Source organism: Pseudarthrobacter sp. P1, from assembly GCF_050156935.1.
In the GTDB taxonomy this organism is placed as follows: domain Bacteria; phylum Actinomycetota; class Actinomycetes; order Actinomycetales; family Micrococcaceae; genus Specibacter.
Genome location: NZ_CP189584.1, coordinates 132,506 through 158,186 on the forward strand (window position 1 = coordinate 132,506; position 25,681 = coordinate 158,186).

The window sequence follows — 25,681 nt, forward strand, 5'->3', positions numbered from 1 at the left end:
CGCTGGCATGCTGGGAAGGTGGATTTTGTGAACCAGGCAGGTGGGCCGGACGTGGACATCCAGCGGCTTCTCGACGACATTGCGGCCACCGTGGAGCCGTTGCTGGGGGAGGGCCACGTGGCCGACTACATCCCCGGGCTGGGCGCCGTCGCACCGGGGCAGTTCGGCATCTCCGTCGCCATGGCCGACGGCCCCGTCTACGGGGCGGGGGATTGGCAGCGCCCCTTCTCCATCCAGAGCATCTCCAAGGTCTTCTCGCTGGCGCTGGTGCTCTCCCGCGAGGGGGATGCAATCTGGCGGCGGGTCTTCCGCGAGCCCTCCGGCACGCCGTTCAATTCGCTGGTCCAGCTGGAGGCCGAGAACGGCATTCCCCGCAACCCCTTCATCAACGCCGGTGCCCTGGTGGTGACGGACCGGCTGCAGACGCTCACCCGCGATGCCGCCGGGGCTGTCACGGCGCTGCTGCGCACGGAAAGCGGCAACCCGGCCGTGGGCGTGGATGAGCGGGTGGCCGCGTCGGAGGCGGCCAATGGCCACCGCAACGCCTCGATGGCGCACATGCTGGCCAGCTACGGCAATCTGGAAAACCCCGTGGACGAGGTGCTGGAGCACTACTTCCGCCAGTGCGCGCTGGAAATGAGCTGCGCGGACCTGGCGCTGGCGAGCCGCTTTCTGGCCCGCAACGGCGTCGCCTCCGACGGTACGGCCTTCCTTTCGCCCAGCCAGAGCAAGCGGGTCAATGCCGTCATGCTGACCTGCGGCACCTACGATGCCGCCGGCGAATTCGCCTACCGGGTGGGCCTGCCCGGCAAGAGCGGCGTGGGCGGCGGCATCATCGCCGTGGTGCCCGGCAAGTGCTCCATCTGCGTATGGAGCCCGGCACTGGGCCCGAACGGGAACTCGGTGGCCGGCGTGGCGGCCCTGGACGAGTTCACCACCCGCACGGGCTGGTCCGTCTTCTGATGGCGGCGGCCTGCGGCGTGGAATTGCTGGAGATCAAGAGGCTGGCGCCCGGGGCGCGCGAAGACGAGCTGCAGCGCATTGGCCGGTTGGTGCTGGCCCCTGGCCAGGACATCTATGTGGGAGACGCCGGGGAGATGACCGCCAGGGCGCTGGGAATTGACGCCCGGCACCCCTTCAGCATCGTGGCCGGGCAGGAGACGGTGGGTGTGGGCACCTTGCACGTCGGCGCCGCCACGGACGCCGGCTGGCCCGACGACGACGGCGCCGTTCTGCTGCGCGGGGTCCTGATCGACAGCAGCCACCAGGGGCTGGGCTACGGCACCATGGCCGCCCGCACCGCCGTCGTGCTGGCCGCGGACCTGGCGCACCAGCTGGACCTGGCCGCCACCGGAGTCGTGCTGGACGTCAATGAACTCAATCTGGCCGGCATCAAGGCCTACGAACGGGCCGGCTATGCCGACCGCGGCCAATTCCTGGGCGGCCGTTCCGGCCCGCAGCGGACCATGTTCGCCCCGTTCCGGGACCGCCCCGTCAACTTCCATTGACGTCCGGGTCCGGCGTCAACTACGGTTGACGGATGGAGGTGGAATTGAAATGGAGGTGGAGCGGATGAAGACGCTGGTGGGATCGATGGACGGCAGGGGGCCCGCGGAGGTGCTGGGTGCCGTCGCCGAACTGCACAAGGAATTGGCCCGGACCGAGACGGAGGCCGTGCTGCGCGCGCGGGCGGCCGGGCTCTCCTGGGAGGCCATTGCGGTGTGCCTGGGCGTGAGCAAACAGGCCGTGCACAAGAAGTACGGCAAGCGCTGACGGCGGGGGTTACGCTGGTGGCAAGGACCGCACCAGGGAGGCTGCCATGACCGATCTCAATGCCATCGCCAAGGACCATTTGCGCGCCGCCATGGCGTCGGAGCATGGCCGCAGCGCCGTGCTGGTGGCCCAGGACGGGCCGCTGCGCCAAACGGTGCTGGCGCTGAAGGAGGGCGTGTCCATGGGCGAACACAACGCACCCCATGCCGCCACCCTGTACGTCCTGGAGGGCTCCATCGCGGTGGTGTCCGCCGGCGGACGGCTGGTGCTCGGCGAAGGCCAGCTAGCGGTGGTTCCGCAGGAACGGCATGCGGTGGAGGCACTGGAGGATGCGGTGTTCCTGCTCACGGCCGTGACGGCGGTGCCGTGAATCGTGGATATCTGATCGTGCGTTAAACGCCGGCGGCGGCACCCGGATGGGTGCCGCCGCCGGACGAATTGCAGTGGTGGTTACACGCCGTAGTAGAGCTCGAACTCGTACGGGTTCGGGCGCAGCGAGAGCGGCTTGATCTCGTTCTCGTACTTGTACTCGATCCAGGTGTCGATCAGGTCCTGGGTGAAGACGCCGCCGGCCTGCAGGAACTCGTTGTCCTCGCGCAGGGCCTCCAGTGCCTCCTCGAGGGAGCCCGGAGCCTTAGGGATGTCCTTGGCTTCCTCGGCGGGCAGCTCGTAGAGGTCCTTGTCGATCGGAGCCGGGGGTTCGATCCGGTTCTTGATTCCGTCCAGGCCGGCCATCAGCTGGGCAGCGAAGGCCAGGTACGGGTTGGAGGAGGGGTCCGGTGCGCGGAACTCGAGGCGCTTGGCCTTCGGGTTGGAGCCCGTGATCGGGATGCGGATGCCGGCGGAGCGGTTGCCCTGTGAGTAGACCATGTTGACCGGAGCCTCGAAGCCCTTGACCAGGCGGCGGTAGGAATTCACCGTCGGGTTGGTGAAGGCCAGCACTGCGGAGGAGTGCTTGAGCAGGCCGCCGATGTACCAGCGGGCCATGTCGGACAGGCCGGCGTAGCCCTTCTCGTCGTAGAAGAGCGGCTCGCCGTTGGACCACAGCGACTGGTGGCAGTGCATGCCCGAGCCGTTGTCTCCGAAGACCGGCTTGGGCATGAACGTGGCGGATTTGCCCCACTGCCAGGCGGTGTTCTTGATGACGTACTTGAAGGTCTGCAGATCATCGGCTGCGTGGACCAGCGTGTTGAACTTGTAGTTGATCTCCGCCTGGCCGGCCGAGCCAACCTCGTGGTGGGAGCGCTCAACCTCAAGGCCGGCGGCGTCGAGCTCGATGCACATGGCATCGCGCAGGTCGGCCTGGTGGTCAACGGGGGCAACCGGGAAGTAACCGCCCTTGACGGGGGTCTTGTAGCCGAGGTTTCCGCCCTCTTCCTCGCGGCCGGTGTTCCAGTGGGCCTCTTCGGAGTCGATCTTGTAGAAGGAACCCTGCGGGGAGGACTCGTACTGGACGTTGTCGAAGACGAAGAACTCGGCCTCGGCGCCGAAGAATGCGGTGTCGGCAATGCCGGTGGAGGCCAGGTAGGCCTCGGCTTTTTCGGCCACGCCGCGCGGGTCGCGGTGGTACGGATCGCCGGTGCGCGGGTTCACGATGGAGAAGTTCAGGGCCAGGGTCTTCTCAACACGGAAGGTGTCGACGAACGCCGTGGTGGGGTCCGGGATCAGCTGCATGTCCGATTCGGCAATGCCCTGGAAGCCGCGGATGGAGGAACCATCGAAAAGCTGGCCGTTGATGAAGAAATCTGCATCCACAGTCTTGGCCGGCACGTTGAAGTGCTGCTGTACACCCGGGAGGTCGGTAAAGCGAATGTCGACGAACTTTACATCTTCGTCTTTGATGAACTTGAGGACTTCGTCCGCGTTCTTGAACATCTATGCTCCTTTGGCATACTTCGAAACCGGCCGGTGTTCGGCCGCATGTGCAACTGCAACTGTTGACAACCCTAGAGAAGCGGCATTACTCAATCGTGTCCGGTTTGTTTCCGGGACGTTACAGAGTCCTCCGGGCCGGCGCCGGATGCGTCCCAGCTCCCTACCAGTAGTCTTGATAGGTGGTAGATCGCAAAGACATTGGCTCCTGGCTGAGTGGCCCGGACACCTCTAACATATCCAAATATCCCGGCGAGCGGCTGGGGCGTCCAGAGTCCGGACATGGTTCCATGGCCCGCGCCGGCCGCCGGATCCTGGCGCTGTGCATCGATTGGGGCCTTTCCTACCTGATTGCGCACATGCTTTTTGGCGACAATTCGATGGCCATTCTGGGCATCTTCGCCCTCGAGCAGACGCTGCTGGTGGGAACGCTGGGCTACAGCATCGGGCACCGCATTGCCGGTATCCAGGTGGTGAGGCTCGACGGCGGCCCCGCTGGCCTGCTGGCGGGCCTGGTGCGGGCGCTGCTGCTGTGCCTGGTGGTGCCGGCAGTGATTGGCGATGCCGACCATCGCGGCCTGCACGACCGCGCGATGAAAACAATCCTCGTCCGCCGCTGAACCGATGCGCAGGTAACAAAGCAGTCTTAAACGTGTGAGGGCGTTCCCCACGGGAACGCCCTCACACGTTTAAGACTGGTGGACCTTAGCGGCCGCGTGCTGCCTTGCGGTCGGGGCGGGCCTTGTAGGGGTCGATGCCCTTGGGGATCGGCAGCGCGGAACCCATGGAGGAGATGCGCTTGTTGACGGCACCCACCTCAATCTTGGTCAGCTCCGGCTTGAGTTTCTGCATGGTCTTGGTCAGCTTGCTGAGCTCGATCTGGCCCTCACCGCGGCCGGTCTCCAGCACGTGGATGGTGACGTTGGGCAGGATGCGCGCCAGACGGCGGCGCTCGGCGTCGACCAGGGTCTTCACCCGGGTGGACGGCCCCTCGGTGACCAGCACGACGCCGGGGCGTCCGATGGCGCGGAAGACGACGTCCTGGGTGCGCGGGTTGACGGCGGCCGGCTGCTCTTCGACGATCCAGCCGCGGCGCAGCGAGTTCATGGCGGCACCGGCGGCGCCGGGCTTGCCCTCGATCTGGGCAAACGCGGCCTTCTCGGCGCGGCGGGACATGACGATCAGCGCCAGCAGCAGGCCCACCGGGATGCCGAGGATCAGTGCCGTGATCCAGTTGCCCACCAGGAAGCCAACGGCCAGGGAGAAGCCCACAACGGCAAGGAACACCAGCAGCATCAGCCATACGACGTTCTTGTCGTAGCGGCGGGTCATCTTAAAGATTTCCACCATCTGCTTCACGCGGCCCGGCTGCTTGGGCTTCTTGGCGACGGCCTCTTTGGGCTTGCGGGAGAAGAGCGAGCGCTTGGGGGCGTCGGAGCTGGTGGGTGCGGAATCAGAGGATTTGGCCATAGTGGTGTTAATTCTAGCCGTTCTTTGCGGAGTTGATCGGTGGGCGAACGCCCGGCGTGTGCCGGGCTTGGAACCGGTGGCCGGGTTAGTGTCCGGCGAGGAGGGTGGCGGCCTCCTGGCGGGTGGTGCCGGAGTCCTGAATGCCCTCGGCGATGTGGGCCAGGTGGGCGGGGATGTCGCGGCCCTTCTTGCGCATCGCGGTGGCCCAGAGCCGGCCGGCCCGGTAGGAGGAGCGCACGAGGGGTCCGGACATGACGCCCAGGAAGCCCAGCTCCTCGGCCTCGGCGGCGAGCTCGACGAACTCCTGGGGCTTGACCCACCGGTCCACGGGCAGGTGCCGTTCGGAGGGGCGCAGGTACTGGGTGATGGTGAGAAGGTCGCAGCCGGCCCCGTGCAGGTCCGCGAGGGCCTCGGAGATCTCCGCCCGGGTTTCGCCCATGCCCAGGATCAGGTTGGACTTGGTGACCATGCCGTGGTCCCGGCCCTGGGTGAGAACGTCCAGGGAGCGGTCGTAGCGGAACGCGGGGCGGATCCGCTTGAAGATCCGGGGCACGGTCTCCACGTTGTGCGCGAACACCTCCGGGGCGGAGTCGCAGATCGCGGCGATGTGCTCGGGGTTGCCGGAGAAGTCCGGGATGAGCAGCTCGACGCCGGTGTTGGGGTTCAGTTCGTGGATTTTCCGCACGGTTTCGGCGTACAGCCAGGTGCCCTCGTCGGCGAGGTCGTCGCGGGCGACGCCGGTGACGGTGGCGTAGCGCAGGTTCATCTTCACCACGGAGCGGGCGACCTTGGTGGGTTCGAACCGGTCGATGGGGGAGGGTTTGCCGGTGTCGATCTGGCAGAAGTCGCAGCGGCGGGTGCATTCGGAGCCGCCGATCAAAAAAAATCGCCTCGCGGTCCTCCCAGCATTCGAAGATGTTCGGGCAGCCCGCCTCCTCGCAGACGGTGTGCAGGCCCTCCTTTTTGACCAGGTTCTTCATGGCGATGTATTCCGGGCCCATGGAGACCTTGGCCTTGATCCAGTCGGGTTTGCGCTCGACCGGGGTGGCGGCGTTGCGCGCTTCGATGCGCAGCATCTTGCGGCCTTCGGGTGCCAGCGTCACAGTGCTGCTCCTTCTGCGGGGGAAAGCTCGGCTTCCGTCCCGGTGGTTGACTCGGGGGATCCGCCGTCGCGCGTTGTGTCGTCAATGCCGACGAGCGCATCTTCGCGCGAGCGGAATTCCTCAATGAGGGTGGCGAGCAGGTCCGCCGGGGAAATGTCGCGGCCGGTTTCTGCGGCAATGGTGGTGGTTCCGGCATCGGAGATGCCGCAGGCAATGATCTGGCCATACGGGGCCAGATCATTGTTGGCGTTGATGGCAATGCCGTGCATGGTCACACCGTTGTGGACGCGGATGCCGATGGCGGCGATCTTGCGGGTGGGGCCGCGTTCGTCGGCCTCGATCCAGATGCCGGCCCGGCGGTCCACGCGGGTGCCGGTGAGGCCGACGCTGGCGAGCGTGGAGATGATGATGTCCTCCAGCACCCACACGTACTCACGGATGCCGTGGGGGTCCTTCAATTTGACGATGGGGTAGGCCACCAGCTGGCCGGGGCCGTGCCAGGTCAGCTTGCCGCCGCGGTCGACGGCGATGACGGGCGTGCCGTCGAAGGGCCGTTCATGGTCCTCCGTGCGCTTCCCTGCGGTGTAGACGGCGGCGTGTTCAAGGAACAGCACTGTGCTGGGTGCAGATCCGGCGACCACGTCTTCGTGGAGACCGCGCTGGATGTCCCAGGCCTGCATGTAATCAACGAACTTCGGGGCAAGGCCGACCTCAGTGTACTCAAGAGTCATGAGATCAAGGGTAGACGCCCTGCACCCCAGCCCTAAATCGGTCCGTGTCATCTGTCTGTGGATAACTTCTGCGGAGAAGCAGAATCTGGGTTATCACTGAGGGATGGACAGTTTCCAGCCGTGGAATGAACCAGCAGATCCGCCCCAGCTGCGCGGCTACGGCGTGGAGCGGCTGCTGGGCCGAGGATCCAGCGCCAGCACGTGGCTCGTGCGCCCCGACGGTGGTGGGACGGCATTGGCGGCCAAGTGCTTTCCGCCGCCTGCCCCCCCCCCCCCCCGGCCGGCCTGGGCCCGCCGGCCGGGGCGGGCCTTCCCGGCGCGGGGCACTCTGCCGGCGGCGGGTCCGGATGGGAGCGGGAACTGCGCATCCTCTCCCGGTACCGCCACGAGCACCTGCTGGCCATGCACGGCGTCGCGGCACTGGCCGGGCCGTGGCAGGGCGGACGGGCCCTGTTGATGGAGTGCGCCGCCGGGGGCTCGCTGGCGGAGGTGGTGGCGGCCCGCGGGGCGCTGGGGGTGGGCGAATGCGTCACGGTCCTCACGCCCCTGGCACAGGTGCTCGGCTACCTGCATGGCGAAGGCGTGTGGCACGGTGACGTCTCGCCGGCCAATATGCTCTTCACCGCGCACGGCAAACCGGTGCTGGCCGACTTTGGCCTGGGCCGGCTGCTGGGCGAGAGCGGCGCCGCCGTGCTGGGGACGGCGGGGTTTGCCTCGGCCTCGGAGGTGCGCCTGAGCGCGGCCGCCGACGTTCGGGCCGCGGCCGCGCTCGGGTGGTACGCGCTGACGGGCCAGGTTCCGGCCCCGGCGCTGGACCGCCCGCCGCTGCCGATGCTGGTGCCGGGCGTCCCCGCGGAGCTGGCCGCTGCCCTGGAGGCGGCCCTGCGCGAGGATCCGGCCCAGCGCCCCACGGCCCTTGAGCTGGCCCAGGCGGTGTACCGCAGCGCCCCGGCCGAGCCCGTCGACCTGGCCCTGGCCGTCCACCCGTCAGTGCTGCCCGAGCTGCTGACCCGCCGGGCGGCGGTGCCCGCCCGCAGCCAGTGGAGCGGAGCAGAGCCCGGCTGGTGGCCGCGGCTGCGCTCGGGGGCCGCAGGCTGGATCCGGCGCCGCCGCGGGCGTCCCGAGGCCTGGCGGCGGGTGCCGTGGCACGACAGCAGCGCCTCGGCTGCCCCACAGCCTGCCCCGCCGGTCCCCGGGGCCCGCCCGGGTCCGGCATCCCGCCCTGCCGCGAACGTGCTCGCGGCCGCCGGATTGGGTCGTGGCGGCGCGGCCGGGCACCGGTGGGCGGTGCCGGGCACCGTCCCGGCCACCGGCACCACCCGCAACGTGCCCGCTGCCACCCGCAACGGCACCCGCGCCGGGCACCCGCCACGGGCCCGGTCCGGGCGCTGGACGGCCTTCAGCGCTGCGGTGCCGGCGGCGGACCGCCAGCGGCACCGGTGGCTGCGCCCCGCGGCGGCCGGCGCCGTCGTGCTGCTGGGGCTCGGCGCCGGCCTGCTCAGTTGGCGGCCGGGCGGCCCCGCCGATGCCAGGATGCCGGACGGGCCCGCCGCCGCGGCGGTCCCCGCGGATCCGCTGGCCGCTGCCGCGCTTCCGGATGCCGTCAGGGGCCAGCTGGCCGCCGGTGATCCGGCGCAGGCGCTGGCGGGCCTGTCCTGGCTGCGCTCCTACGCCCTGGGATCCGGCCAACCGGAGCTGCTGGCATGGGTGGATACGGACGGATCGCCGGCCCTGGCGGCGGATGCCGCGGTGGCCAACGCCCTGGCTGCCGCCGGCCACTCGTTCAGCGGGCTTGAGACAACCGTGGTCCAGGCTTCCGCCGTGGCCGCTGCGGGGCCGGAGCCCGGCGGCGGCCGCGCCGTGGTCGACGCCGTCGTCGCCACGGGACCGTTCATCGAACTGGATGCGGCGGCGCGCGTGGTGTCCACGCACCAGGAGTCGGCCAGCCAGTATCTTCGCTTTGTCCTAGTAGATCGTCGTGGCTAAGGTGCGCAGTTGGAGGGATGATGTTCCTGGCGGGTTCTTCCCCGACCGCCCGCCGGGAGCGAGACCACGATGTCCAGGACGAAGTCGCGGCCGGTGGCGCTCAGCCCGGCGGAGCGGCAGCTGCTGACGGCTCTGACCCGCACGGGCTCGCATCCGGCCCAGCAGGTTCGCCGGGCCAGGATCCTGCTCGAGCTGGACGAGAACAGCCCCGGCCGCCACGGGCCGGTTCCCGCCCAGACGGTGGTGGCCGAGCGGGCCGGCGTTGCCGTTGACACGGTCGTTAAGGTCTCCAAGGCCTACGCCGACCGGGGCGGCGACGTCGTCGCCACGATCACCCGGAAGAAGCGGGCCACGCCGCCGGTGGAACCGACCGTCACCGGCGAGGTCGAAGCCCGCCTGATCGCGCTGGCCTGTTCCGCCCCTCCCGAGGGCAAGGACCGGTGGAGCCTGCGCCTGCTCGAGAAGCACGTCGCGCTCATCGAGGACATCCCCGACCTGGACCACTCCACCATCGGGCGGGTCTTAAAAAAACGGAACTTCGCCCCCACCTGAAACAGTGCTGGACCATCCCCCGCACGCCAACGGGGAGTTCGCCGCCCGGATGGAAGACGTCCTGGACATCTACGCCACGCCCTTCGACCCGGATCGGCCGGTGGTGTGCATGGACGAGAAGCCCTACCAGCTCCTCGCCCACGCCCGGGACCCGATCCCGGCCGCGCCCGGGCGCGACCGCAAGGAGGACTCGGAGTACGTCCGGTGCGGGACGTGTTCGATCTTCGTGTGGGTCGAGCCCCTGGCCGGCTGGCGGCACGTGGACGCCCAATCCCGCCGCACCATGCTCGACTGGGCCCACCAGGTCGAGCGCCTGCTCACCGTCGACTACCCCGACGCCGGGAAGGTCGTGCTGGTGATGGACAACCTCAACACCCACACGATCGGCTCGCTCTACGAGACGTTCGCACCGGCCAAGGCCCACGCCCTGGCCCAGCGACTCGAGATCCACCACACCCCCAAGCACGGGTCCTGGCTGAACATCGCCGAGATCGAACTCTCCGCCCTCACCCGCCAATGCCTGGACAGGCGCATCGACGACCTCGACGTACTTAACCACGAACTGGCCGCCTGGCAAGCCAGCACCAACGCCGACCAGCGGCAGGTGAACTGGCACTTCACCACCAGCGACGCCCGCACCAAGCTCCGCCACCTATACCCCGAATATTAGAGACGACGATCTACTAGTCCGCGAGGACGGCCGCTGGCAGATCAGCGAGGTGCGCGACCCGGGGCCATAGCCGGGACGGGCCGCGGCGCGCGGGGCCGCCGCCGCACCGGGGCAGGGGGTGTTGGCTAAGATGCGTAAATGACCTCTTCACAGTATTTCCGCTACCCGCATGTCCATGGAGATCTGGTCACTTTTGTGGCCGAGGACGATGTCTGGGTGGCCCCGCTGGCCGGCGGCCGTGCGTGGCGCGTGTCCTCGCTCGGGCAGCCGGCCCGGAACCCGCGGTTCACCCCCGACGGCACCGCCCTGGTCTGGACCGTCGTGTGCGGCAGCGCGCCGGATGTGGTCACCGTGCCGGTGGATGGCGGGGACCTGCGCCGGCTGACGCATTGGGGCCATGCCAGCACCAAGGTGCGCGGATTCACCCCCTCGGGCGATGTCGTGGCCACCAGCTCGCACGACCAGGCGGACACGCGGCACACCTGGGCCCATGCCGTCCGCCTGGACGGCAGCGGCGACGAACGGCTGTCCTACGGCCCGGTGGACTCGGTGGTGTTCGGCCCCGAGGTGGGCGACGAACGTCCGGTGGTGGTCTCCTCCGTGCTCTCGCGCGAGCCGGCCTGGTGGAAGCGCTACCGCGGCGGCACTGCCGGAAAGCTGTGGATCGACGTGGACGGCTCCGGCGAGTTTGCCCGTTTGGTGCCCGAGCTGGACGGCAACCTGGCCGATCCGCTGTGGGTGGACGGGCGGATCGCCTTCCTCTCCGACCATGAGGGCCACGGCAACCTGTACTCGGTGCTCCCCAACGGCAGTGCCCTGCGGCGCCACACGGACCACGAGGGGTTCTACGTGCGCCATGCGGCCACCGACGGCACCCGGGTGGTCTTCGAATCGGCCGGGCACCTCTTTGTGCTGGACGGGCTCGACGCCGAGCCGCGGCGGCTGGAGATCACGCTGGGTTCGGCCTCCACTGGCCGGCGGCTGCGCCCGCTGGATGCCGCCGCGCACCTGGGCGAGGTGGTCCCCGACGAGAGCGGCCGTGCCAGCGCGGTGGAGACGCACGGGACCGTGCACTGGCTGACGCACCGCGACGGCCCCGCCCGGGTCCTCGAGGCGGTCCCCGGCGTCCGCGCCCGGCTGGTGCGCCCGTTGGCCGGGGACCGCGCCATCTACGTGGCCGACCACGATGGTGTGGAGGCGCTGTACATCAAGGATCTGGCGGGCCCCGGCGAGGACACGGGACGCCCGGCCGCTGCAGCGGAGGTTCCCGCTCCCGGCGGCGCAGCCGGGCCGGCAGCCGGGCAGGGTGCACCGTCCGCGGAGGGACTGCCCCGGCCCGTCTCCGCCGCGGCCGTGAACTCCACACTGGCCGCCGCGGTGCCGCTGCCCCGGCCGGTTGGCGCAGCCGTTCCGGCCAGCGCCGGTGCCGCCGCATCCACTGCGGAAAAGCCCGCCGCGGTGCCTGCCGCCGCGGAACGCCCGGCACCCGCAGCCGGTGGCCAGCAGGGTGCGCGCCGGATCGACTTTGCCGAGCCCACCCGCGCCTGCCAGATCGCCACCAGCCCGGATGGCAGGTTTGCCGCCATCGGCACCGAATTCGGCAAGGTCCTGCTGCTGGACGTCGACGGCGGAACGCTGCGCGAGGTGGCCCATTCGGACGCCGACGCGGTGGCCGAGCTGGCGTTCAGCCCGGACTCCGCCTGGCTGCTCTGGGCTGATCCGGTCACCAGCGACGACGGCCGGACCAAGCTCCGGCTGGCCCCCGTGGCCGGCGATGCGCCCGTCATCGACCTCACGGCCGGCCGGTTCCGCGATTTCTCGGCCGACTTCACCCCGGACGGAAAGTTTGTCGCCTTCCTCTCGCGCCGCAGCTTCGACCCGGTCTACGACACCCATTCCTTTGACCTGAGTTTCCCGCAGTCCACCAAGCCGTACCTGATCGCGCTGGCGTCCCGCACGCAGTCGCCCTTTGGGCCCTCCGTGGCGGGCCGCGCGGCCGCGCCGGAGAAGGCGGACGCCGCTGCGGCACCGGCCGCCGTCGTCGTCGATCCCGAGGGGATCGGCGCGCGCATCATGGGGGTGCCCGTGGCACAGAGCGGCTACCGCAACCTGGCGGCCGTGGACGGGGCCTTGCTGTGGATGGTGGACGGGGCCGAGGGGGTGCTGGGCGACGGCCGGGCCACCACCGCCGCCCGCCCGGCCTCCAGCCGGCTCGAACGCTTTGAGCTGGCCACGGCCAAGACCACAGTGCTGGTGGAAAAGCTCGACCGCTACCGGACCACGGGGGACCGGAAGCGGTTGGTGGCCGTCAGCCAGGGCCAGGTCATGGTGGTCCCCACCAATGCCCCCGCCGACGCCGAGTCCCCGGAGCGGGTGGATGTCGACCTGGAGCGCATCCGGGTGGACCTGGACCCCGTGAAGGTGTGGGGCCAGGCCTTTGAGGAGGCTTGGCGGCTGCAGCGGGATTTCTACTGGACCGCCGACATGGCCGGCCTGGACTGGCAGGAGGTCCACGACCGCTACCGCCCGATCGTGGAGCGCCTGGGCAGCCACGACGACCTCGTGGATCTGCTCTGGGAGGTCCACGGCGAGCTGGGCACCTCGCACGCCTACGTGAGCCCGCGCCCGGCCGCCACCGGGGGAGCGCAGGGCCGCCTGGGTGCGGATCTGCTGCCCACCGCCACAGGCGCCGAGATCGTGCGCATCCTGCCCGGCGAATCCTCCGACCCGCAGGCCGTGTCGCCCCTGCAGGCCGCCGGCGTCGCGCTGGCCGCGGGGGACGAGATTGTCCAGGTGAACGGCAAGGACGTGGCCGGCCCGGGGCTTGCGGCGCTGCTGGCCGGAACGGCCGGCACCGTGGTGGAGCTGACGGTGCGGACCAGGGCCGGCGGCGACGGCGTGCGCGGGATCCGCCGGGTGGCGGTGGTGCCGCTGGCCGACGAGGCCCGGCTGCGCTACCAGGACTGGGTGGCCGGCAACCGCTCGGTGGTCCGCCAGGCCTCCAACGGCAGCTTCGGCTACCTGCACATCCCCGACATGCAGGCCCACGGCTGGGCGCAGCTGCACCGCGATCTGGATACCGAGACGGCAGCGGACGGGCTCATCGTGGACGTCCGCCGCAACCGCGGCGGGCATACGTCCCAGTTGGTGGCCGAGCGCCTGGCCCGCCGGATGGATGCGTGGGGCATGGCCCGCGGCCAGCAGCCCTACATCTACCCGGCCCAGGCGCCGCGCGGCCCCGTGGTCATCCTGACCGACGAGTTCGCCGGTTCCGACGGAGACATCATCACCCAGGTGGCCAAGCTGCGCGGCATCGGCCCCGTGGTGGGCATGCGCACCTGGGGCGGCGTGGTGGGCATCGACGGCAAGTTCTCGCTCGCCGACGGCACAGGTGTCACCCAGCCGCGCTACGCCTTCTGGTTCCGCGGCGGCACCGGCTTCAACGTGGAGAACTACGGCGTGGACCCGGACATCGAGGTGCCCTTCCCGCCGCACGACTACATGAACGGCGATGATCCCCAGCTGGAATCCGCCGTCGGCGTGCTCAAGGAGATGCTCAAGGAGATCCCCACGGAGCGCCCGCCGGAGGTGGTTGGCTACCGCAAGCTCAAACCGGCCAAGCTGGCCCCCCGCCCGCAGGGGAAATAACCCCGCAGACCAAAAAGCGCGCCCCGTCGAATGGCGGGGCGCGCTTTTTGGTCTGCGTTGCTTGCGTTACGGGGTGACAACCACCGGCGGGACGAGCTCGGCGTCCAGCGTGATCGGGATGGCGGCCAGGGCGCCGGAGACCGGGCAGCCGGTCTTGGCGGCGTCCGCGATGCGGGCGAAGTCCTCCTGGCCCAGGCCGGGCACGCAGGCCTTCACGGTCAGGTGGCTGCCGGTGATGCCCTCGCCGGGCTGGAAAGTGACATCCGCCGTCGTCTGGATCTCGTCGGCCGTGAAGCCCTCGTCGCTGAGGGCAAGGGAGAAGGCCATGGAGAAGCAGGAGGAGTGGGCTGCGGCGATCAGTTCCTCGGGGCTGGTCTTGCCCTCGGACTGCTCTGCGCGGGCCTTCCAGGTAACGTCGTAGGTGCCCAGTCCGGAGCTGTCCAGGGTGACCTGGCCGGCGCCGTCGAAGAGGGTGCCGTTCCAGACGGTGTGGGCTGTGCGTGTAGTGGCCATGAGGGGGCTCCTTGTGTTGATGGATCCTTGCGACTCCACCCTATGCGCTGGCGGGCCTGTGGTGCAGCTTCGTCCACTAGGGTGTGACATATGCCAGCGCTGTCATCTATCATGATCAATTCCACCAATGCCCCGGCGTTGGCCGCCTTCTGGTCCAGCTATCTGGAAACCGGCATCGAAGCCGAGCACGAGGTGTTCATCTGGCTGGGCCGCCGGGCAGGTGAAACGCGGCTGGCCTTCCAGCAGGTGGAGCGCGCCACCGAGGGCCGCCGCCGGCTGCATCTGGACTTCGGGTCCGACGACGTCGAGGCCGACATCGCCCGGGCCGTCGCCCTGGGCGCCACGGAGATCGAGGACCTGTGGTCCGGATCCTTCCACTGGCATGTGCTGGCCGATCCCGACGGCAACGAGTTCTGCATCGGCCCGGCCAACGAGTAGCCCCTTAAACAAAAACTGTGGTGCAGCAGTTCCCCGGCGGCTCCCGAAACTCGCAAGCTCGCTTCGGGACCCTCGCCGCCGTGGGCCCACTTCTGGAGCCCGGAAGAACTACTACTGCACCACAGTTGGGGCTGCTAGTGCCAGAGGGTGGCGACGGCGATGTTGATCAGGGCCATGCCGCCGACGGCGTGCGCCAGGCCGGTGGAGATCTCCTGGCCCGCCTTGGCCTTGCGGTAGCCCAGAATGGCCGGAACCAGGACGGCGATGGCGATGACCAGCTTGACGGCGATCTTCGCGTAGTTCATGTCCGTGTGGCTGGCTCCGGCAATGCCGACGAACGCCAGTCCTGTCACCAGCTGGGCAATGGCACCCCAGAGCTGGATGGGGAGGATGGTTGGCTTCTTGAAGGTGGCAAACCAGCCACCCACGATCGCCGCGGCGCCGAGGATGTGCAGGAACAGCAGTACATATACAAAGAAGTTATCCATAGCCACCAGTTTAGCGACTATGTGTCTGTAAACCACTTAGGGCTGCCTTCCCCGAAAGGGAAGGCAGCCCTAAGTGTGCGGGGAGAGCCTAGAGGCCCAGGTCCGCGGTGAACTCGCCCTCTTCAAGGCGGGCCTTGAGGGTCTGCATGAAGCGTCCGGCATCCGCGCCGTCCACCAGGCGGTGGTCGTACGTCAGGCACAGGTACATCATGTGGCGGATGGCGATGGTGTCATCGCCGTCGGCGTTGGCCACCACCACGGCGCGCTTGACGATTGCGCCGGTGCCCAGGATGGCCACCTGGGGCTGGTTGATGATCGGCGTGTCGAACAGGGCGCCCACGGAGCCGATGTTCGTGATGGAGAACGTGCCGCCGGAGAGCTCATCCGGGCCGATCTTGCCCGAGCGGGTGCGGGAGGCGACGTCGGCGATCTTGCCGGCCAGGCCGGCCAGGTTCAGGTCGCCGGCGTTGGAGATGACCGGGACCAGCAGGCCCTTGTCGGTGTCCACCGCAACGGCCAGGTGCTCGGCGTTGTGGTAGGTGATCTCCTGGGTGTCCTCGTTGTACTCGGCGTTCAGCTTCGGGTGCACCTTCAGGGCCTCGGCCACGGCCTTGGCGATGAAGGGCAGGAACGTCAGCTTGGTGCCGTTGGTCGCCTGGAAGGAGCCCTTGGCGGAGTTGCGCAGCTTGGCGATCCGGGTCATGTCGACCTCGTGGACCTGGGTCAGCTGGGTGGAGACATCCAGGGACTCGCGCATGCGGCGGGCAATGACCTGGCGGATGCGCGGAGCCTTGGCGACGGTGCCGCGCAGGCTGGAGGGTGCGGCGGCGGCCGGCTTGGCCGGTGCTGCTACGGCGGCGGCCGGTGCGGGTGCAGCAGCGGCCTTGGCTGCATCGGCTGCGGCGACGACATCCTGCTTGCGGATGCGTCCGCCGACGCCGGTGCCGGAGACGGTGGAAATGTCCACGCCGTGCTGGTTGGCCAGCTTGCGGACCAACGGGGTCACGTAGTTGGACTCGGCGCCGGCCGGTGCTGCTGCCGGAGCCGGACCGGCCGGAGCGGCAACGGGTGCCGGGGCTGCGGCCGGAGCTGCGGGGGGTGCAGCCACAGGTGCCGGTGCGGCCACGGGGGCCGGAGCTGCGGGGGGTGCAGCCACAGGTGCCGGTGCGGCCACGGGGGCCGGAGCTGCGGGGGGTGCAGCCACAGGTGCCGGTGCGGCCACGGGGGCCGGAGCTGCGGGGGCGGCGGCCGGTGCGGCAGCGGCGGCGGAACCGATGACGGCCAGCACGGAGCCAACCTCGGCGGTCTCGTCCTCGGCCACGCGGATCTCCAGCAGGATGCCGGCCACGGGGGAGGGGATCTCGGTGTCGACCTTGTCGGTGGAGACCTCCAGCAGCGGCTCGTCAACCTCGACGGCGTCGCCGATGGCCTTCAGCCAGCGGGTCACGGTGCCTTCGGTGACGGACTCGCCCAGTGCGGGCAGCGTGACATTCTGGGTGTCGCCGCCGGCTGCCGGAGCGGCAGCGGGGGCCTCGACGGGAGCTGCCGGGGCCTCGGCAGACGCGGCCGCCGGGGCCGGGGTCTCGACGGGCTCGGCCACCGGAGCGGGTGCAGCCGGGGCAGCGGCGCCGTCGCCAGTGCCGATGCGGACCAAGGGAGCGCCAACCTCGGCGGTCTCGTCCTCGGCCACCAGGATTTCTTCGATGACGCCGGCAATCGGAGAGGGGATTTCGGTGTCGACCTTGTCGGTGGAGACCTCCAGCAGGGGCTCGTCAACCTCGACACGGTCGCCAACCTGCTTCAGCCACCGGGTCACGGTACCTTCGGTGACGCTTTCGCCCAGGGCGGGCAAGTTCACGGATTCAGACATTTCGTCCCCGTTCTCCTTATATAAGCAATGCGCATGCCAAGCATGCAATCCAATGATTCAAAAGTTGTTTCTGAGCTTAGTGCACCCGGCGGGTTGCGCCGGGTGCACCAAGGGTGGTTCTTTTAGCCGTGCAGCGGGCGTCCGGCCAGGGCCATGGCGGCCTCGCCGAGGGCCTCGTTCTGCGTCGGGTGGGCGTGGATCAGAGATGCCACGTCCTCCGGGTAGGCTTCCCAGTTCACGATGAGCTGTGCCTCGCCGATCTGCTCGCCCACGCGGGTGCCGATCATGTGCACGCCCACCACGGGACCGTTCTTTTCGCGGACAAACTTGATGATGCCGCCGGTGCCCAGGATGGCGCTCTTGCCGTTGCCGGCCAGGTTGTACTCGGACGTCTCAACGCCGTCGTCGCCGAACTTCTCCTTGGCCTGCTTCTCGTTCAGGCCAACGGAGGCAATCTCGGGATCGCAGAAGGTGACCTTGGGGACGTTGATGTCCTCGACAACCACCGGGTTCAGACCGGCGATTTCCTCGGCCACGAAGATGCCCTGCTGGAAGCCGCGGTGGGCCAGCTGGACACCGGGGACGATGTCGCCGACGGCGTAGACGTTGCCGACGCCGGTGTGCAGGCGCTCGTTGGTGATGACGAAGCCGCGGTCGATGGTGACTCCGGCCTCCTCGAAGCCCAGGCCAGCGGTGGACGGGCCACGGCCCACGGCCACCAGCAGCAGTTCGGCTTCAAACGTCTTGCCATCCACCAGGGTGACCTTGACGCCGTTGGCATCCTGCTCGACGCCCTGGAAGAAGGTGCCGGTGCTGAACTTGATGCCGCGCTTCTTGAAGGTGCGCTCGAGGACCTTGATGATGGACGGGTCCTCGTTGGGGACCAGCGACGGCAGGCCCTCCACAATGGTGACGTCCACGCCGAAGGACTTCCAGACGGAAGCGAATTCGACGCCGATGACGCCGCCGCCCAGGACGATGACGCTCTTGGGCACGTAGTCCATGGTCAGCGCCTGGTCGGAGGTGATGACCCGGCCGCCGATTTCCAGGCCCGGCAGCGAGCGGGAGTAGGAACCCGTGGCGAGCACGATGTTCTTGCCCGTGTAGGCCACGCCGTTCACCGTGATGGTGTTGGCGGCGGTCAGCTTGCCTTCACCCTCGATGACGGTGATGCCCTTGCCCTTGATGAGCCCCTGCAGGCCCTTGTACTTGCCGGCAATGATGCCGTCCTTGTAGGCGTTCACCGCGGTCATGTCGATGGAGTGGAAGTCAACGTTGACTCCGTACTTCGCACCTTCACGGGCGTGGTCGGCAACCTCTGCCGAGTGCAGCAGGGCCTTGGTGGGGATGCATCCGTTGTGCAGGCAGGTGCCACCGAGCTTGGCCTTCTCAACCAAACCAACGGTGAAACCCAGCTGTACGGCGCGCAGTGCCGTGGCGTAACCACCACTGCCACCACCGAGAACCAGGATGTCGAATTCTTGCGCAGCTGCCTGATCGGCCACTTAAACGCTCCCTCGCGTGTCTGTGTGGCGCGCGGATTGCGCGCCACTCATCGATTGATGCATTGCATCCCCGGATGCCGGGGCGCAACTGAAGTTTTCGCTAACGTAATGCTTTCTGATTCACCATAGCGAACGCCTCCTCCATGCTCCACCTGTAAAGCGGCTTAGGAGAAGTGGATGTGGCGAGTCTCACGTCCGGTTATGACGTACGAGACAGCACATCCTCGACATAGGCCACTAATGTTCGCACGGCAACGCCCGTTCCCTGCTTGGGGGTGTAGCCGTAGGCACCGCCCTCGTTGAAGGCGGGGCCCGCGATGTCCAGGTGGGCCCACGGGATGGTGGCGCCATCCTTGCCCTTGCCAACGAACTCGGCCAGGAAGACGGCGGCGGTCATCATGCCGCCCATCTTTTCGCCGATGTTGGCCAGGTCGGCCACCGGGGAATCCAGGCTGGCGCGCAGCTCCTCCGGCAGCGGCATCGGCCAGAAGAGCTCGCCGGCGCGGTCCGCCGCGGCCTTCACCGCGGCGCTGACGCCGTCGTCGCCCATCACGGCGGAGGTGCGGTTGCCCAGCGCCACCACCTGGGCGCCGGTCAACGTGGCCACGTCCAGGATGGCGTCGGGCTGCTCGTTGGAGGCGGCCACCAGGCCATCGGCCATGACCAGGCGGCCCTCGGCGTCGGTGTTGAGCACCTCGACGGTCTTGCCGCCGAACATGGTCAGTACATCGGAGGGACGCGTGGCGGTGGAGGAGGGCATGTTCTCCGCCAGGCACAGCCAGGCGGTGAGCTTGACGGGCAGGCCCAGGCGGGCCACGGCCAGCAGCGCGTTCAGCACCGCGGCGGCGCCTGCCATGTCGCACTTCATGGTGACCATGCCGGCACCGGGCTTGATGGAGATTCCACCCGAGTCGAACGTGATGCCCTTGCCCACGAAGGCCAGCTTCACCTTGGCCTTGGTGGGGGCGTACTCCACCTTGACCAGGCGCGGCGGGCGGGAGGAACCCTGGCCGACGCCCAGAATGCCGCCGTAGCCGTCCTTCTCCAGCTTCTTCTCATCGAGCACCGTGACCTTGACCGGCAGGCCCTTGGCCAGCTCCTTGGCGGCGGCGGCGAAGGTCTCCGGGTAGAGGTGGCTCGGCGGCTCGTTGACCAGGGTGCGGGTGGCGTTCACGGCCTCGGCCAGCACCTGCGCACGCTCCAGGGCCTCGGGCAGCCCGGCGGTGTCGGACAGCGCCGTGACGATGGTGATGGTTTCCACCGGTGCCTTGCGGCCCTCGGTGGAGGAGTGGTGGCTGTCGTAGGAGTAGGCGCCCAGGGCGGCACCCTCGGCGACGGCGGCCACCTGGCCCACCGTCGTCGTCGGCAGGGCGATGGCGACGCTGGAGATGCCGGCCAGCTGGCGGACCGCGGACCCGGCGGCCCGGCGCAGGGCCTCCTCGGTGATCGTGTTGTCCGAGACCTTGCCGACACCGGCCAGCACCAGCACCTCGACGCCGGACTCGGCGATGCCCGGGATGCGTACCACATTGTCGGCCGCACCGCTGACACCCAGAACATCCAGTGAGGCGGCGAGCGCATTGGCGGCCTTGACCGGCAGCGGGTTGTCCAGCAGCACGGGACCCTCGGTGCCGCGTCCGACGCCGATGACCAGCGCCTGGGCCTGGACCTTCTTCAGGTCCGCTGCGACGGCATGGATGGTGGTGTCTTGGGATGTGATCACGAAACGCTTACCTCACTTGTCGTGGTGTCCGCCGTGGCGGCTTTGCCTTCGATCGTAGTCCTCCCGCGCACAGGGACGGGACCACACCGCGGACGGGACCACGCCGCGGACGGGTGCGTGCGGCGGTGGGGGGCGATGTGCCGGTCCGCGCCCGGGCCCGGGTGCCCGGTGCTGTTGTACGGTGATTTCCATGAGTGAAAATTCCCCTGCACTGCTCCATGGCCCGCTGCACGACTGGCATGTCGGTCACGGTGCCAAGATGGCCGAGTTTGGCGGTTGGCTGATGCCGCTGCAGTACGACGGCGGCGGCGTGGTGGCCGAGCACACGGCCGTCCGGAGCGCCGTCGGCCTCTTTGACGTCTCCCACCTGGGCAAGGCGGCCATCCGCGGCGCCGGGGCCGCGGAGTTCGCCAACCGCGCGCTCGCCAACGACCTCAACCGGATCCAGCCCGGCAGCGCCCAGTACACGCTGGCCCTGACCGAGTCGGGCACCGTCACCGATGACCTGATCGCCTATCTGCGCGGCGCCGATGACCTCTTCCTGATCCCCAATGCGGCCAACACCGCCGTCGTGGTGGCGGACCTGGTGGCCGCCCGAGACGCCGAGGGTGCCGAGCTGGCCATCGAGGACCTGCACCGCTCCTTTGGCGTGTTCGCCGTGCAGGGGCCCAAGTCTGCCGAGGTCTTGGCGGAACTGGGCCTGGCCCAGCCCGAGGAGTACATGTCCTTCGTGGACACGACCTGGGCCCATGGCGGCACCGGGATCCCGCTGACCATCTGCCGCACCGGCTACACCGGCGAGCACGGCTACGAGATCGTTCCGCGCTGGGAGGACGCCCTGGTGGTCTGGGAGGCGCTCGCCGCCGCCGTCGCCCGCCACGGTGGCCGTGCCGCCGGCCTGGGCGCCCGCGACACGCTGCGCACCGAGATGGGCTACGCCCTGCACGGCCACGAGCTCTCCACGGACATCACGCCCGTCGAGGCCGGCGTCGGTTGGGCCGTGGGCTGGACGAAGGAGGCCTTCTGGGGCCGGGAGGCACTGCTGGCGCAGAAGGCTGCCGGCGCCCCGCGCAAGGCAGTGGGCCTGCTGGCCACCGAACGCGGCGTGCCGCGGGCCGGCGTCAACGTGCTCGACGCCGACGGCGCCGTCGTCGGCGAAACCACCTCCGGCACGTTCTCGCCCACCCTCGCCAACGGCATCGCGCTGGCCCTGGTCGCGCCGTCGGTCCAGCTGGGGGACACCCTGGCGCTGGACATCCGCGGCCGCCGGCTGGGCGTCACCGTGGTCAAGCCCCCGTTCGTCGAGGTCAACGTCAAGGATTGACGCCACGCCGCCCCGCCAACGCACGAGGTGCCCGGAATGTTTCCGGGCACCTCGTGCGTTGTTAGGGTAGAAGCCCTGTCCCGAGGAAGAAAAGCGTGAACGACATCCAGTACTCCCCGTTTTTGGATCCCCATTCCCTCTATGCCACCAATGACGAGCTCTTGGCGCGGGAGGATCTGCGGGGACTGAACCTCCTCATGGCCTTTTCCGGGTTTTCCGACGCCGGCCACGTGGTGACCCAGCTGGCCGGCGAGCTCGCGGACACGCTCGACGCCGAGCCGGTGGCGGTGTTCGACATCGACCAGCTCCTTGACTACCGCTCCCGCCGCCCGCGGATCACCTTCGAGCAGGACCACCTCACTGACTACCGCCAGCCCAAGCTGGGCCTGTACCGGATGCGCGATTCGATGGGCCAGCCGTTCCTGTTCCTGACCGGCAACGAGCCGGACCTGCAGTGGGAACGCTTCGCGCTGGCCGTGCTGGGCCTGGTGGACCGTTTCGACGTGAACCTGGTGGCGTGGGTGCATTCCATTCCGATGCCCGTTCCGCACACCCGGCCCATCGGCGCCACCGTCCACGGCAACCGGCCGGACCTGATCGAGGGCATCTCGGCGTGGCGCAGCACGGTGGACATCCCCTCGGCCATCGGCCACCTGCTGGAGTACCGGCTGGCCAATGCGGGCCGCAATGTGGTGGGCTACGCCATCCACGTCCCGCATTACCTTTCCGACGCCGAGTATCCGCCGGCCGCCGTCGCCGGCCTGGAATACCTTGGTGCCGCCGCCTCCCTGATGCTGCCCAGCGAACGGCTCCGCGAGGCGGGGCGGGTCGTGGAGCGCCAGATCGCCGAACAAACCGAGGGCTCGGCCGACGTGGCCGCCGTGGTGGGCAGCCTGGAGAAGCAGTACGACGAGCACGCGCACGGCAACACCCGCCGCTCGCTGCTCGCGGGCGAGAACGATGAACTGCCCGGCGCCGACGAGCTCGGCGCCGCGGTGGAGGCCTACCTGGCCAGCCGGGACGCCGACGCGGCGGACGGTGACGGCGGTGCCGGTCCCAACCAGGGCGGTCTTGGCGGCCCCGGCGGCGACGGCGGTCCACCCGGTGCGGGGACAGGCCCCGGCGGAGCCTAAACTGTCGTAGGTGAACACCGGCAAAGCATGGTTTGTATGGGGCGTAGGCGTTGCCGCCTACCTGGTGGCGATCACCCAGCGCACGTCGTTCGGCGTGGCGGGGCTGGATGCCACCGAACGGTTTAATGCGACGGCGTCGGCGTTGTCAGCCTTCACCGTCGTGCAGCTGCTGGTCTACGCGGGGCTGCAGATCCCGGTGGGCGTGCTGGTGGACCGGCTCGGCCCACGCTTCATGATTGCCATCGGTGCTGCGCTGATGTGCCTGGGCCAGGTGCAGCTGGCGGCAGCCACTTCCGTGCCCGCGGGGCTGGTGGGCCGCATCCTGGTGGGTGCCGGCGACGCGATGACATTTATCGCCGTCATCCGGCTGATCCCGGCCTGGTTCCCGGCCCAGCGGGTTCCCGTGCTCACCCAGCTGACCGGCCAATTGGGACAGCTGGGCCAGCTGATCAGCATCATCCCCTTCGCCTTCGTCCTGCACACCTTTGGCTGGAGCGCGGCCTTCCTCAGCACTGCCGCACTGGGGCTGCTGGCGTTCGTGCTGGCCGCGGCCCTGATCCGGAACGAACCCGCCGGGACGCCGGCGGCGCCCAAATCCGCGGGGATGAAAGACTCGGCCGCCGACCTGGCCAAGGCGTGGCTGCAGCCGGGCACCCAGCTGGGCATGTGGAGCCACTTCACGGTGCAGTTCTCCGGCACCGTCTTCATCCTGACCTGGGGCTATCCCTTCCTGCGCTCCGGCCAGGGGCTCGACAGCGGCACCGCCACAGCGCTGATGAGCCTGTTCGTGCTGGTGGGCCTGGTCTGCGGTCCGCTGCTCGGCGGCTGGGTGGGCCGGCACCCGCTGCGCCGCTCCACCATGGTTCTGTTGATTTCCGCGGCCACGGCCGTGGCCTGGGCGGCCACACTGCTCTATCCGGGGCGGGCACCGCTCTGGCTCCTGGTGGTGCTGGTGCTGACCCTCGCCCTGGGCGGGCCGGCCTCCATGATCGGCTTCGACTTCGCCCGCACCTACAACCCCTCGCACCGGTTGGGCACCGCCACAGGCATTGTCAACGTCGGCGGATTCTGTGCGGCGCTGGTGACCATGTACCTGGTGGGGCTGGTCCTTGACCTGCTGCACAACAACGGGTTCTCGTCCGAGCTCTATGCCCTGGACTCCTTCCGGGTGGCCCTGTCCGTGCAGTTTGTGGTGCTGGGCATCGGAGCGGTGGCCATGGTCATGAGCCGCCGGGTGGTGCGGCGCCGGATGGCCGCCGCCGGCGTGGTGGTGCCGCCGTTGCGCACCGCGCTGGCCAGGGAATGGCGGCGGCTGCGCAGCGGAGGGTAGCCGCCCCGAACACCACGGCCCGGTGCCCCACGCCCCGGTGCCCTGCACAGGGCGCACCGGCGCCCCCATGGTGCACAGCATCGGCATGGACCCACCCGGGGCCGGTGCGCCGGCGCCACGCTGGAGGCATGAGCAACTTTGAGCGCCTCACCGCAACCAGCAGCCAAGATGTCCTGAGCATCATTCCGTTCAACCTCGGCTTCTGGCCGAGCGCCAGTGTGGTGTGCATCGGCGTGGCCGGAGCCGCCGTCCGGGCCACGCTGAGGGTGGACCTGCCGGATCCGGAGGCCGGTTCCTTGGCGGGCTTTGCCGAGTTGGTGGCCCAAACCCTGCGCAACGATCCCGGGGCCAACGGCACGCTGCTGGCCATCTACGGTGCCCAGGACTGGGACGGTGCGGGGCCGGGGCCTGCCGGCGCACTGGCGTCGGTGCTGGCCGAGGAGCTGGGCCGCAGCGGCATGCCGCTGCGGGACGGCTGGTACGTCGGCCCGGAGCACTGGCGCCACCTGCACTGTGTGTCGGCAGGGTGCTGCCCCGGAGCCGGCCAGCCGCTGTCGGGCATCCTCACCAGCACCATGTCCGCGGAACTTGTCTTTGCCGGCAAGTCCTACGAACCCGACCCCGCCGTGCGGGCCGCCGAATGCGTCAAGCCGCTGCCCGAGCCGCTGGCCCGGGCCATCGCCGCGCATACCGAGCGCGCCTGGCCTGCGCTGGCGGAGCGGGCTCTGGAGGCGCGCCAATTCGCGCTCTTAATGCAACAGTGGCGATTGGCCATGGCCAGGCTGCCACAGCTGCCGGATCCGCCGGCCATGGGGTACCTGGTGGCGAGCCTGCGCCACGCCACGGTGCGCGATGCCGTGCAGGTCATGGCGGCCGCCGGTGTGCAGGCGGCAGTCCGGGGCGCCGGATTCTGCGGGTTCCTTGAGGCCAGCCGCGGACGGAGCATCCGCTTGGCGGCCCCGGGCCCCACGGCGGCGGAGCGGCTCCTGCTGGACCATGAGGCGGCGGCAGCCGCGGGCTGGGAGTCCGCCGACTACGCTGCCGTTCTCATGGCGGGCACCGGGGGAGGCCCGGGCCCGGCGCCCGATTGGCAGCGGATGGAGCAGGCCGAGGCACTGCTGCGGCATTTGTCACGGGCGGCCGACGGCAGTGCCCGGGCCGCAGCCCTGACCATGATCGGATGGATCCAGTGGTGCAAGGGGCGCAGCTCCGTGGCGGCGCGGTATCTGCACCTGGCCCTTGAAACCTGTCCGGGGTACCGGCTGGCCGCCCTGCTCGATGAACTCCTCGCCCAGGGGTGCGTGAGTGGATGGGCCACCAACCCGGAGACGGCCTGGCGGCCGTCCGTGGGGGAGCTGGGGTAGGACCACAGCGGTTCGGCCGTGCGTCGTCGGCCGGTGCTCACGGGTCCCGCACCGGTGCCGGGCGGGCCGACGCCGGGCCGGAAACCATGAGACAATGAAAGCCGAGACCCGGTTGGGTCCGCGTTTTGCGCGCAGTTCGCGCCGCTGGGAAATCCACGGCAGCGGCTCTGCTGCACCGGGAACATTGC

General features: G+C 69.3%; 22 protein-coding genes and 1 pseudogene. 14 read left to right on the forward strand and 9 right to left on the reverse strand.

Annotation, left to right across the window (positions count from 1 at the left end):
• Positions 1–51 precede the first annotated feature (51 nt).
• The 4 genes from ACQCSX_RS00555 (at position 52) to ACQCSX_RS00570 (ending at position 2,143) form a co-directional block, all read left to right on the forward strand.
• Positions 52–963: a glutaminase gene (locus ACQCSX_RS00555; RefSeq protein WP_427018931.1), complete on the forward strand. Its 912-nt coding sequence runs from the start codon at positions 52–54 to the stop codon at positions 961–963.
• Between the two features lie 17 nt (positions 964–980).
• Positions 981–1,508, forward strand: coding sequence for a GNAT family N-acetyltransferase (locus ACQCSX_RS00560; protein WP_427017195.1), 528 nt, complete (start codon positions 981–983; stop codon positions 1,506–1,508).
• A 64-nt stretch (positions 1,509–1,572) separates the two neighbouring features.
• Positions 1,573–1,773 carry an AsnC family protein gene (locus ACQCSX_RS00565; RefSeq protein WP_427017196.1) on the forward strand — a complete coding sequence of 67 codons (201 nt, stop codon included), beginning with the start codon at positions 1,573–1,575 and terminating at the stop codon, positions 1,771–1,773.
• Between the two features lie 46 nt (positions 1,774–1,819).
• Complete coding sequence (locus tag ACQCSX_RS00570; protein ID WP_427017197.1) at positions 1,820–2,143, forward strand: cupin domain-containing protein; 324 nt, start codon at positions 1,820–1,822, stop codon at positions 2,141–2,143.
• An 80-nt stretch (positions 2,144–2,223) separates the two neighbouring features.
• Here the strand turns inward: ACQCSX_RS00570 and glnA are convergent, their stop codons facing one another.
• On the reverse strand, positions 2,224–3,648 hold the full coding sequence (gene glnA / locus ACQCSX_RS00575; protein ID WP_427017198.1) for a type I glutamate--ammonia ligase: 1,425 nt from the start codon (positions 3,646–3,648) through the stop codon (positions 2,224–2,226).
• A gap of 179 nt (positions 3,649–3,827) precedes the next feature.
• On the opposite strand from glnA, the gene ACQCSX_RS00580 reads away from it, so the two are divergent.
• Positions 3,828–4,265, forward strand: coding sequence for an RDD family protein (locus ACQCSX_RS00580; RefSeq protein WP_427017199.1), 438 nt, complete (start codon positions 3,828–3,830; stop codon positions 4,263–4,265).
• A gap of 85 nt (positions 4,266–4,350) precedes the next feature.
• Here the strand turns inward: ACQCSX_RS00580 and ACQCSX_RS00585 are convergent, their stop codons facing one another.
• The 3 genes and pseudogenes from ACQCSX_RS00585 to lipB all read right to left on the reverse strand — a co-directional run bounded on the left by ACQCSX_RS00585 (position 4,351) and on the right by lipB (position 6,949).
• Positions 4,351–5,115: a DUF4191 domain-containing protein gene (locus tag ACQCSX_RS00585; RefSeq protein WP_427017200.1), complete on the reverse strand. Its 765-nt coding sequence runs from the start codon at positions 5,113–5,115 to the stop codon at positions 4,351–4,353.
• An 85-nt stretch (positions 5,116–5,200) separates the two neighbouring features.
• Positions 5,201–6,218: pseudogene (gene lipA, locus ACQCSX_RS00590) on the reverse strand (lipoyl synthase).
• A complete protein-coding gene (gene lipB / locus ACQCSX_RS00595; RefSeq protein WP_427017201.1) occupies positions 6,215–6,949 on the reverse strand; it encodes a lipoyl(octanoyl) transferase LipB in 735 nt (244 codons plus the stop codon). Before lipB ends, lipA begins: the two are co-directional and overlap by 4 nt.
• 246 nt (positions 6,950–7,195) lie before the next feature.
• Between lipB and ACQCSX_RS00600 the strand changes: the two genes are divergently transcribed.
• From ACQCSX_RS00600 to ACQCSX_RS00615, 4 genes are all read left to right on the forward strand, one after another.
• Positions 7,196–8,935, forward strand: coding sequence for a serine/threonine protein kinase (locus tag ACQCSX_RS00600; protein ID WP_427017202.1), 1,740 nt, complete (start codon positions 7,196–7,198; stop codon positions 8,933–8,935).
• Positions 8,936–9,004: 69 nt separating this feature from the next.
• The gene (locus ACQCSX_RS00605; RefSeq protein WP_427015875.1) at positions 9,005–9,487 is read left to right on the forward strand and encodes a helix-turn-helix domain-containing protein; all 483 of its coding nucleotides are present in this window, start codon (positions 9,005–9,007) and stop codon (positions 9,485–9,487) included.
• Between the two features lie 4 nt (positions 9,488–9,491).
• Positions 9,492–10,157, forward strand: coding sequence for an IS630 family transposase (locus ACQCSX_RS00610; protein ID WP_427017203.1), 666 nt, complete (start codon positions 9,492–9,494; stop codon positions 10,155–10,157).
• Between the two features lie 138 nt (positions 10,158–10,295).
• On the forward strand, positions 10,296–13,805 hold the full coding sequence (locus tag ACQCSX_RS00615; protein ID WP_427017204.1) for a S41 family peptidase: 3,510 nt from the start codon (positions 10,296–10,298) through the stop codon (positions 13,803–13,805).
• A 66-nt stretch (positions 13,806–13,871) separates the two neighbouring features.
• Here the strand turns inward: ACQCSX_RS00615 and ACQCSX_RS00620 are convergent, their stop codons facing one another.
• A complete protein-coding gene (locus ACQCSX_RS00620; protein ID WP_427017205.1) occupies positions 13,872–14,318 on the reverse strand; it encodes an OsmC family protein in 447 nt (148 codons plus the stop codon).
• 111 nt (positions 14,319–14,429) lie between these two features.
• Between ACQCSX_RS00620 and ACQCSX_RS00625 the strand changes: the two genes are divergently transcribed.
• Positions 14,430–14,756: a VOC family protein gene (locus ACQCSX_RS00625; RefSeq protein ID WP_427017206.1), complete on the forward strand. Its 327-nt coding sequence runs from the start codon at positions 14,430–14,432 to the stop codon at positions 14,754–14,756.
• Between the two features lie 134 nt (positions 14,757–14,890).
• On the opposite strand, the gene ACQCSX_RS00630 is transcribed toward ACQCSX_RS00625, so the two are convergent.
• The 4 genes from ACQCSX_RS00630 to ACQCSX_RS00645 form a co-directional block, all read right to left on the reverse strand.
• Positions 14,891–15,244, reverse strand: coding sequence for a hypothetical protein (locus ACQCSX_RS00630; RefSeq protein WP_427017207.1), 354 nt, complete (start codon positions 15,242–15,244; stop codon positions 14,891–14,893).
• 88 nt (positions 15,245–15,332) lie between these two features.
• Positions 15,333–17,114, reverse strand: coding sequence for a 2-oxoglutarate dehydrogenase, E2 component, dihydrolipoamide succinyltransferase (gene sucB / locus ACQCSX_RS00635; protein ID WP_427017208.1), 1,782 nt, complete (start codon positions 17,112–17,114; stop codon positions 15,333–15,335).
• Positions 17,115–17,236: 122 nt separating this feature from the next.
• Positions 17,237–18,619, reverse strand: a complete 1,383-nt coding sequence (lpdA, locus tag ACQCSX_RS00640; RefSeq protein WP_427017209.1) for a dihydrolipoyl dehydrogenase — start codon at positions 18,617–18,619, stop codon at positions 17,237–17,239.
• Positions 18,620–18,818: 199 nt separating this feature from the next.
• Positions 18,819–20,342, reverse strand: a complete 1,524-nt coding sequence (locus ACQCSX_RS00645) for a leucyl aminopeptidase (protein ID WP_427017210.1) — start codon at positions 20,340–20,342, stop codon at positions 18,819–18,821.
• A 190-nt stretch (positions 20,343–20,532) separates the two neighbouring features.
• On the opposite strand from ACQCSX_RS00645, the gene gcvT reads away from it, so the two are divergent.
• The 4 genes from gcvT to ACQCSX_RS00665 all read left to right on the forward strand — a co-directional run bounded on the left by gcvT (position 20,533) and on the right by ACQCSX_RS00665 (position 25,493).
• Complete coding sequence (gcvT, locus tag ACQCSX_RS00650; protein WP_427017211.1) at positions 20,533–21,666, forward strand: glycine cleavage system aminomethyltransferase GcvT; 1,134 nt, start codon at positions 20,533–20,535, stop codon at positions 21,664–21,666.
• Between the two features lie 95 nt (positions 21,667–21,761).
• A complete protein-coding gene (locus tag ACQCSX_RS00655; RefSeq protein ID WP_427017212.1) occupies positions 21,762–22,799 on the forward strand; it encodes a proteasome assembly chaperone family protein in 1,038 nt (345 codons plus the stop codon).
• Between the two features lie 10 nt (positions 22,800–22,809).
• Positions 22,810–24,129, forward strand: a complete 1,320-nt coding sequence (locus tag ACQCSX_RS00660) for an MFS transporter (protein WP_427017213.1) — start codon at positions 22,810–22,812, stop codon at positions 24,127–24,129.
• Between the two features lie 128 nt (positions 24,130–24,257).
• On the forward strand, positions 24,258–25,493 hold the full coding sequence (locus ACQCSX_RS00665; RefSeq protein ID WP_427017214.1) for a DUF4192 family protein: 1,236 nt from the start codon (positions 24,258–24,260) through the stop codon (positions 25,491–25,493).
• The last annotated feature ends 188 nt before the right edge of the window (positions 25,494–25,681 follow it).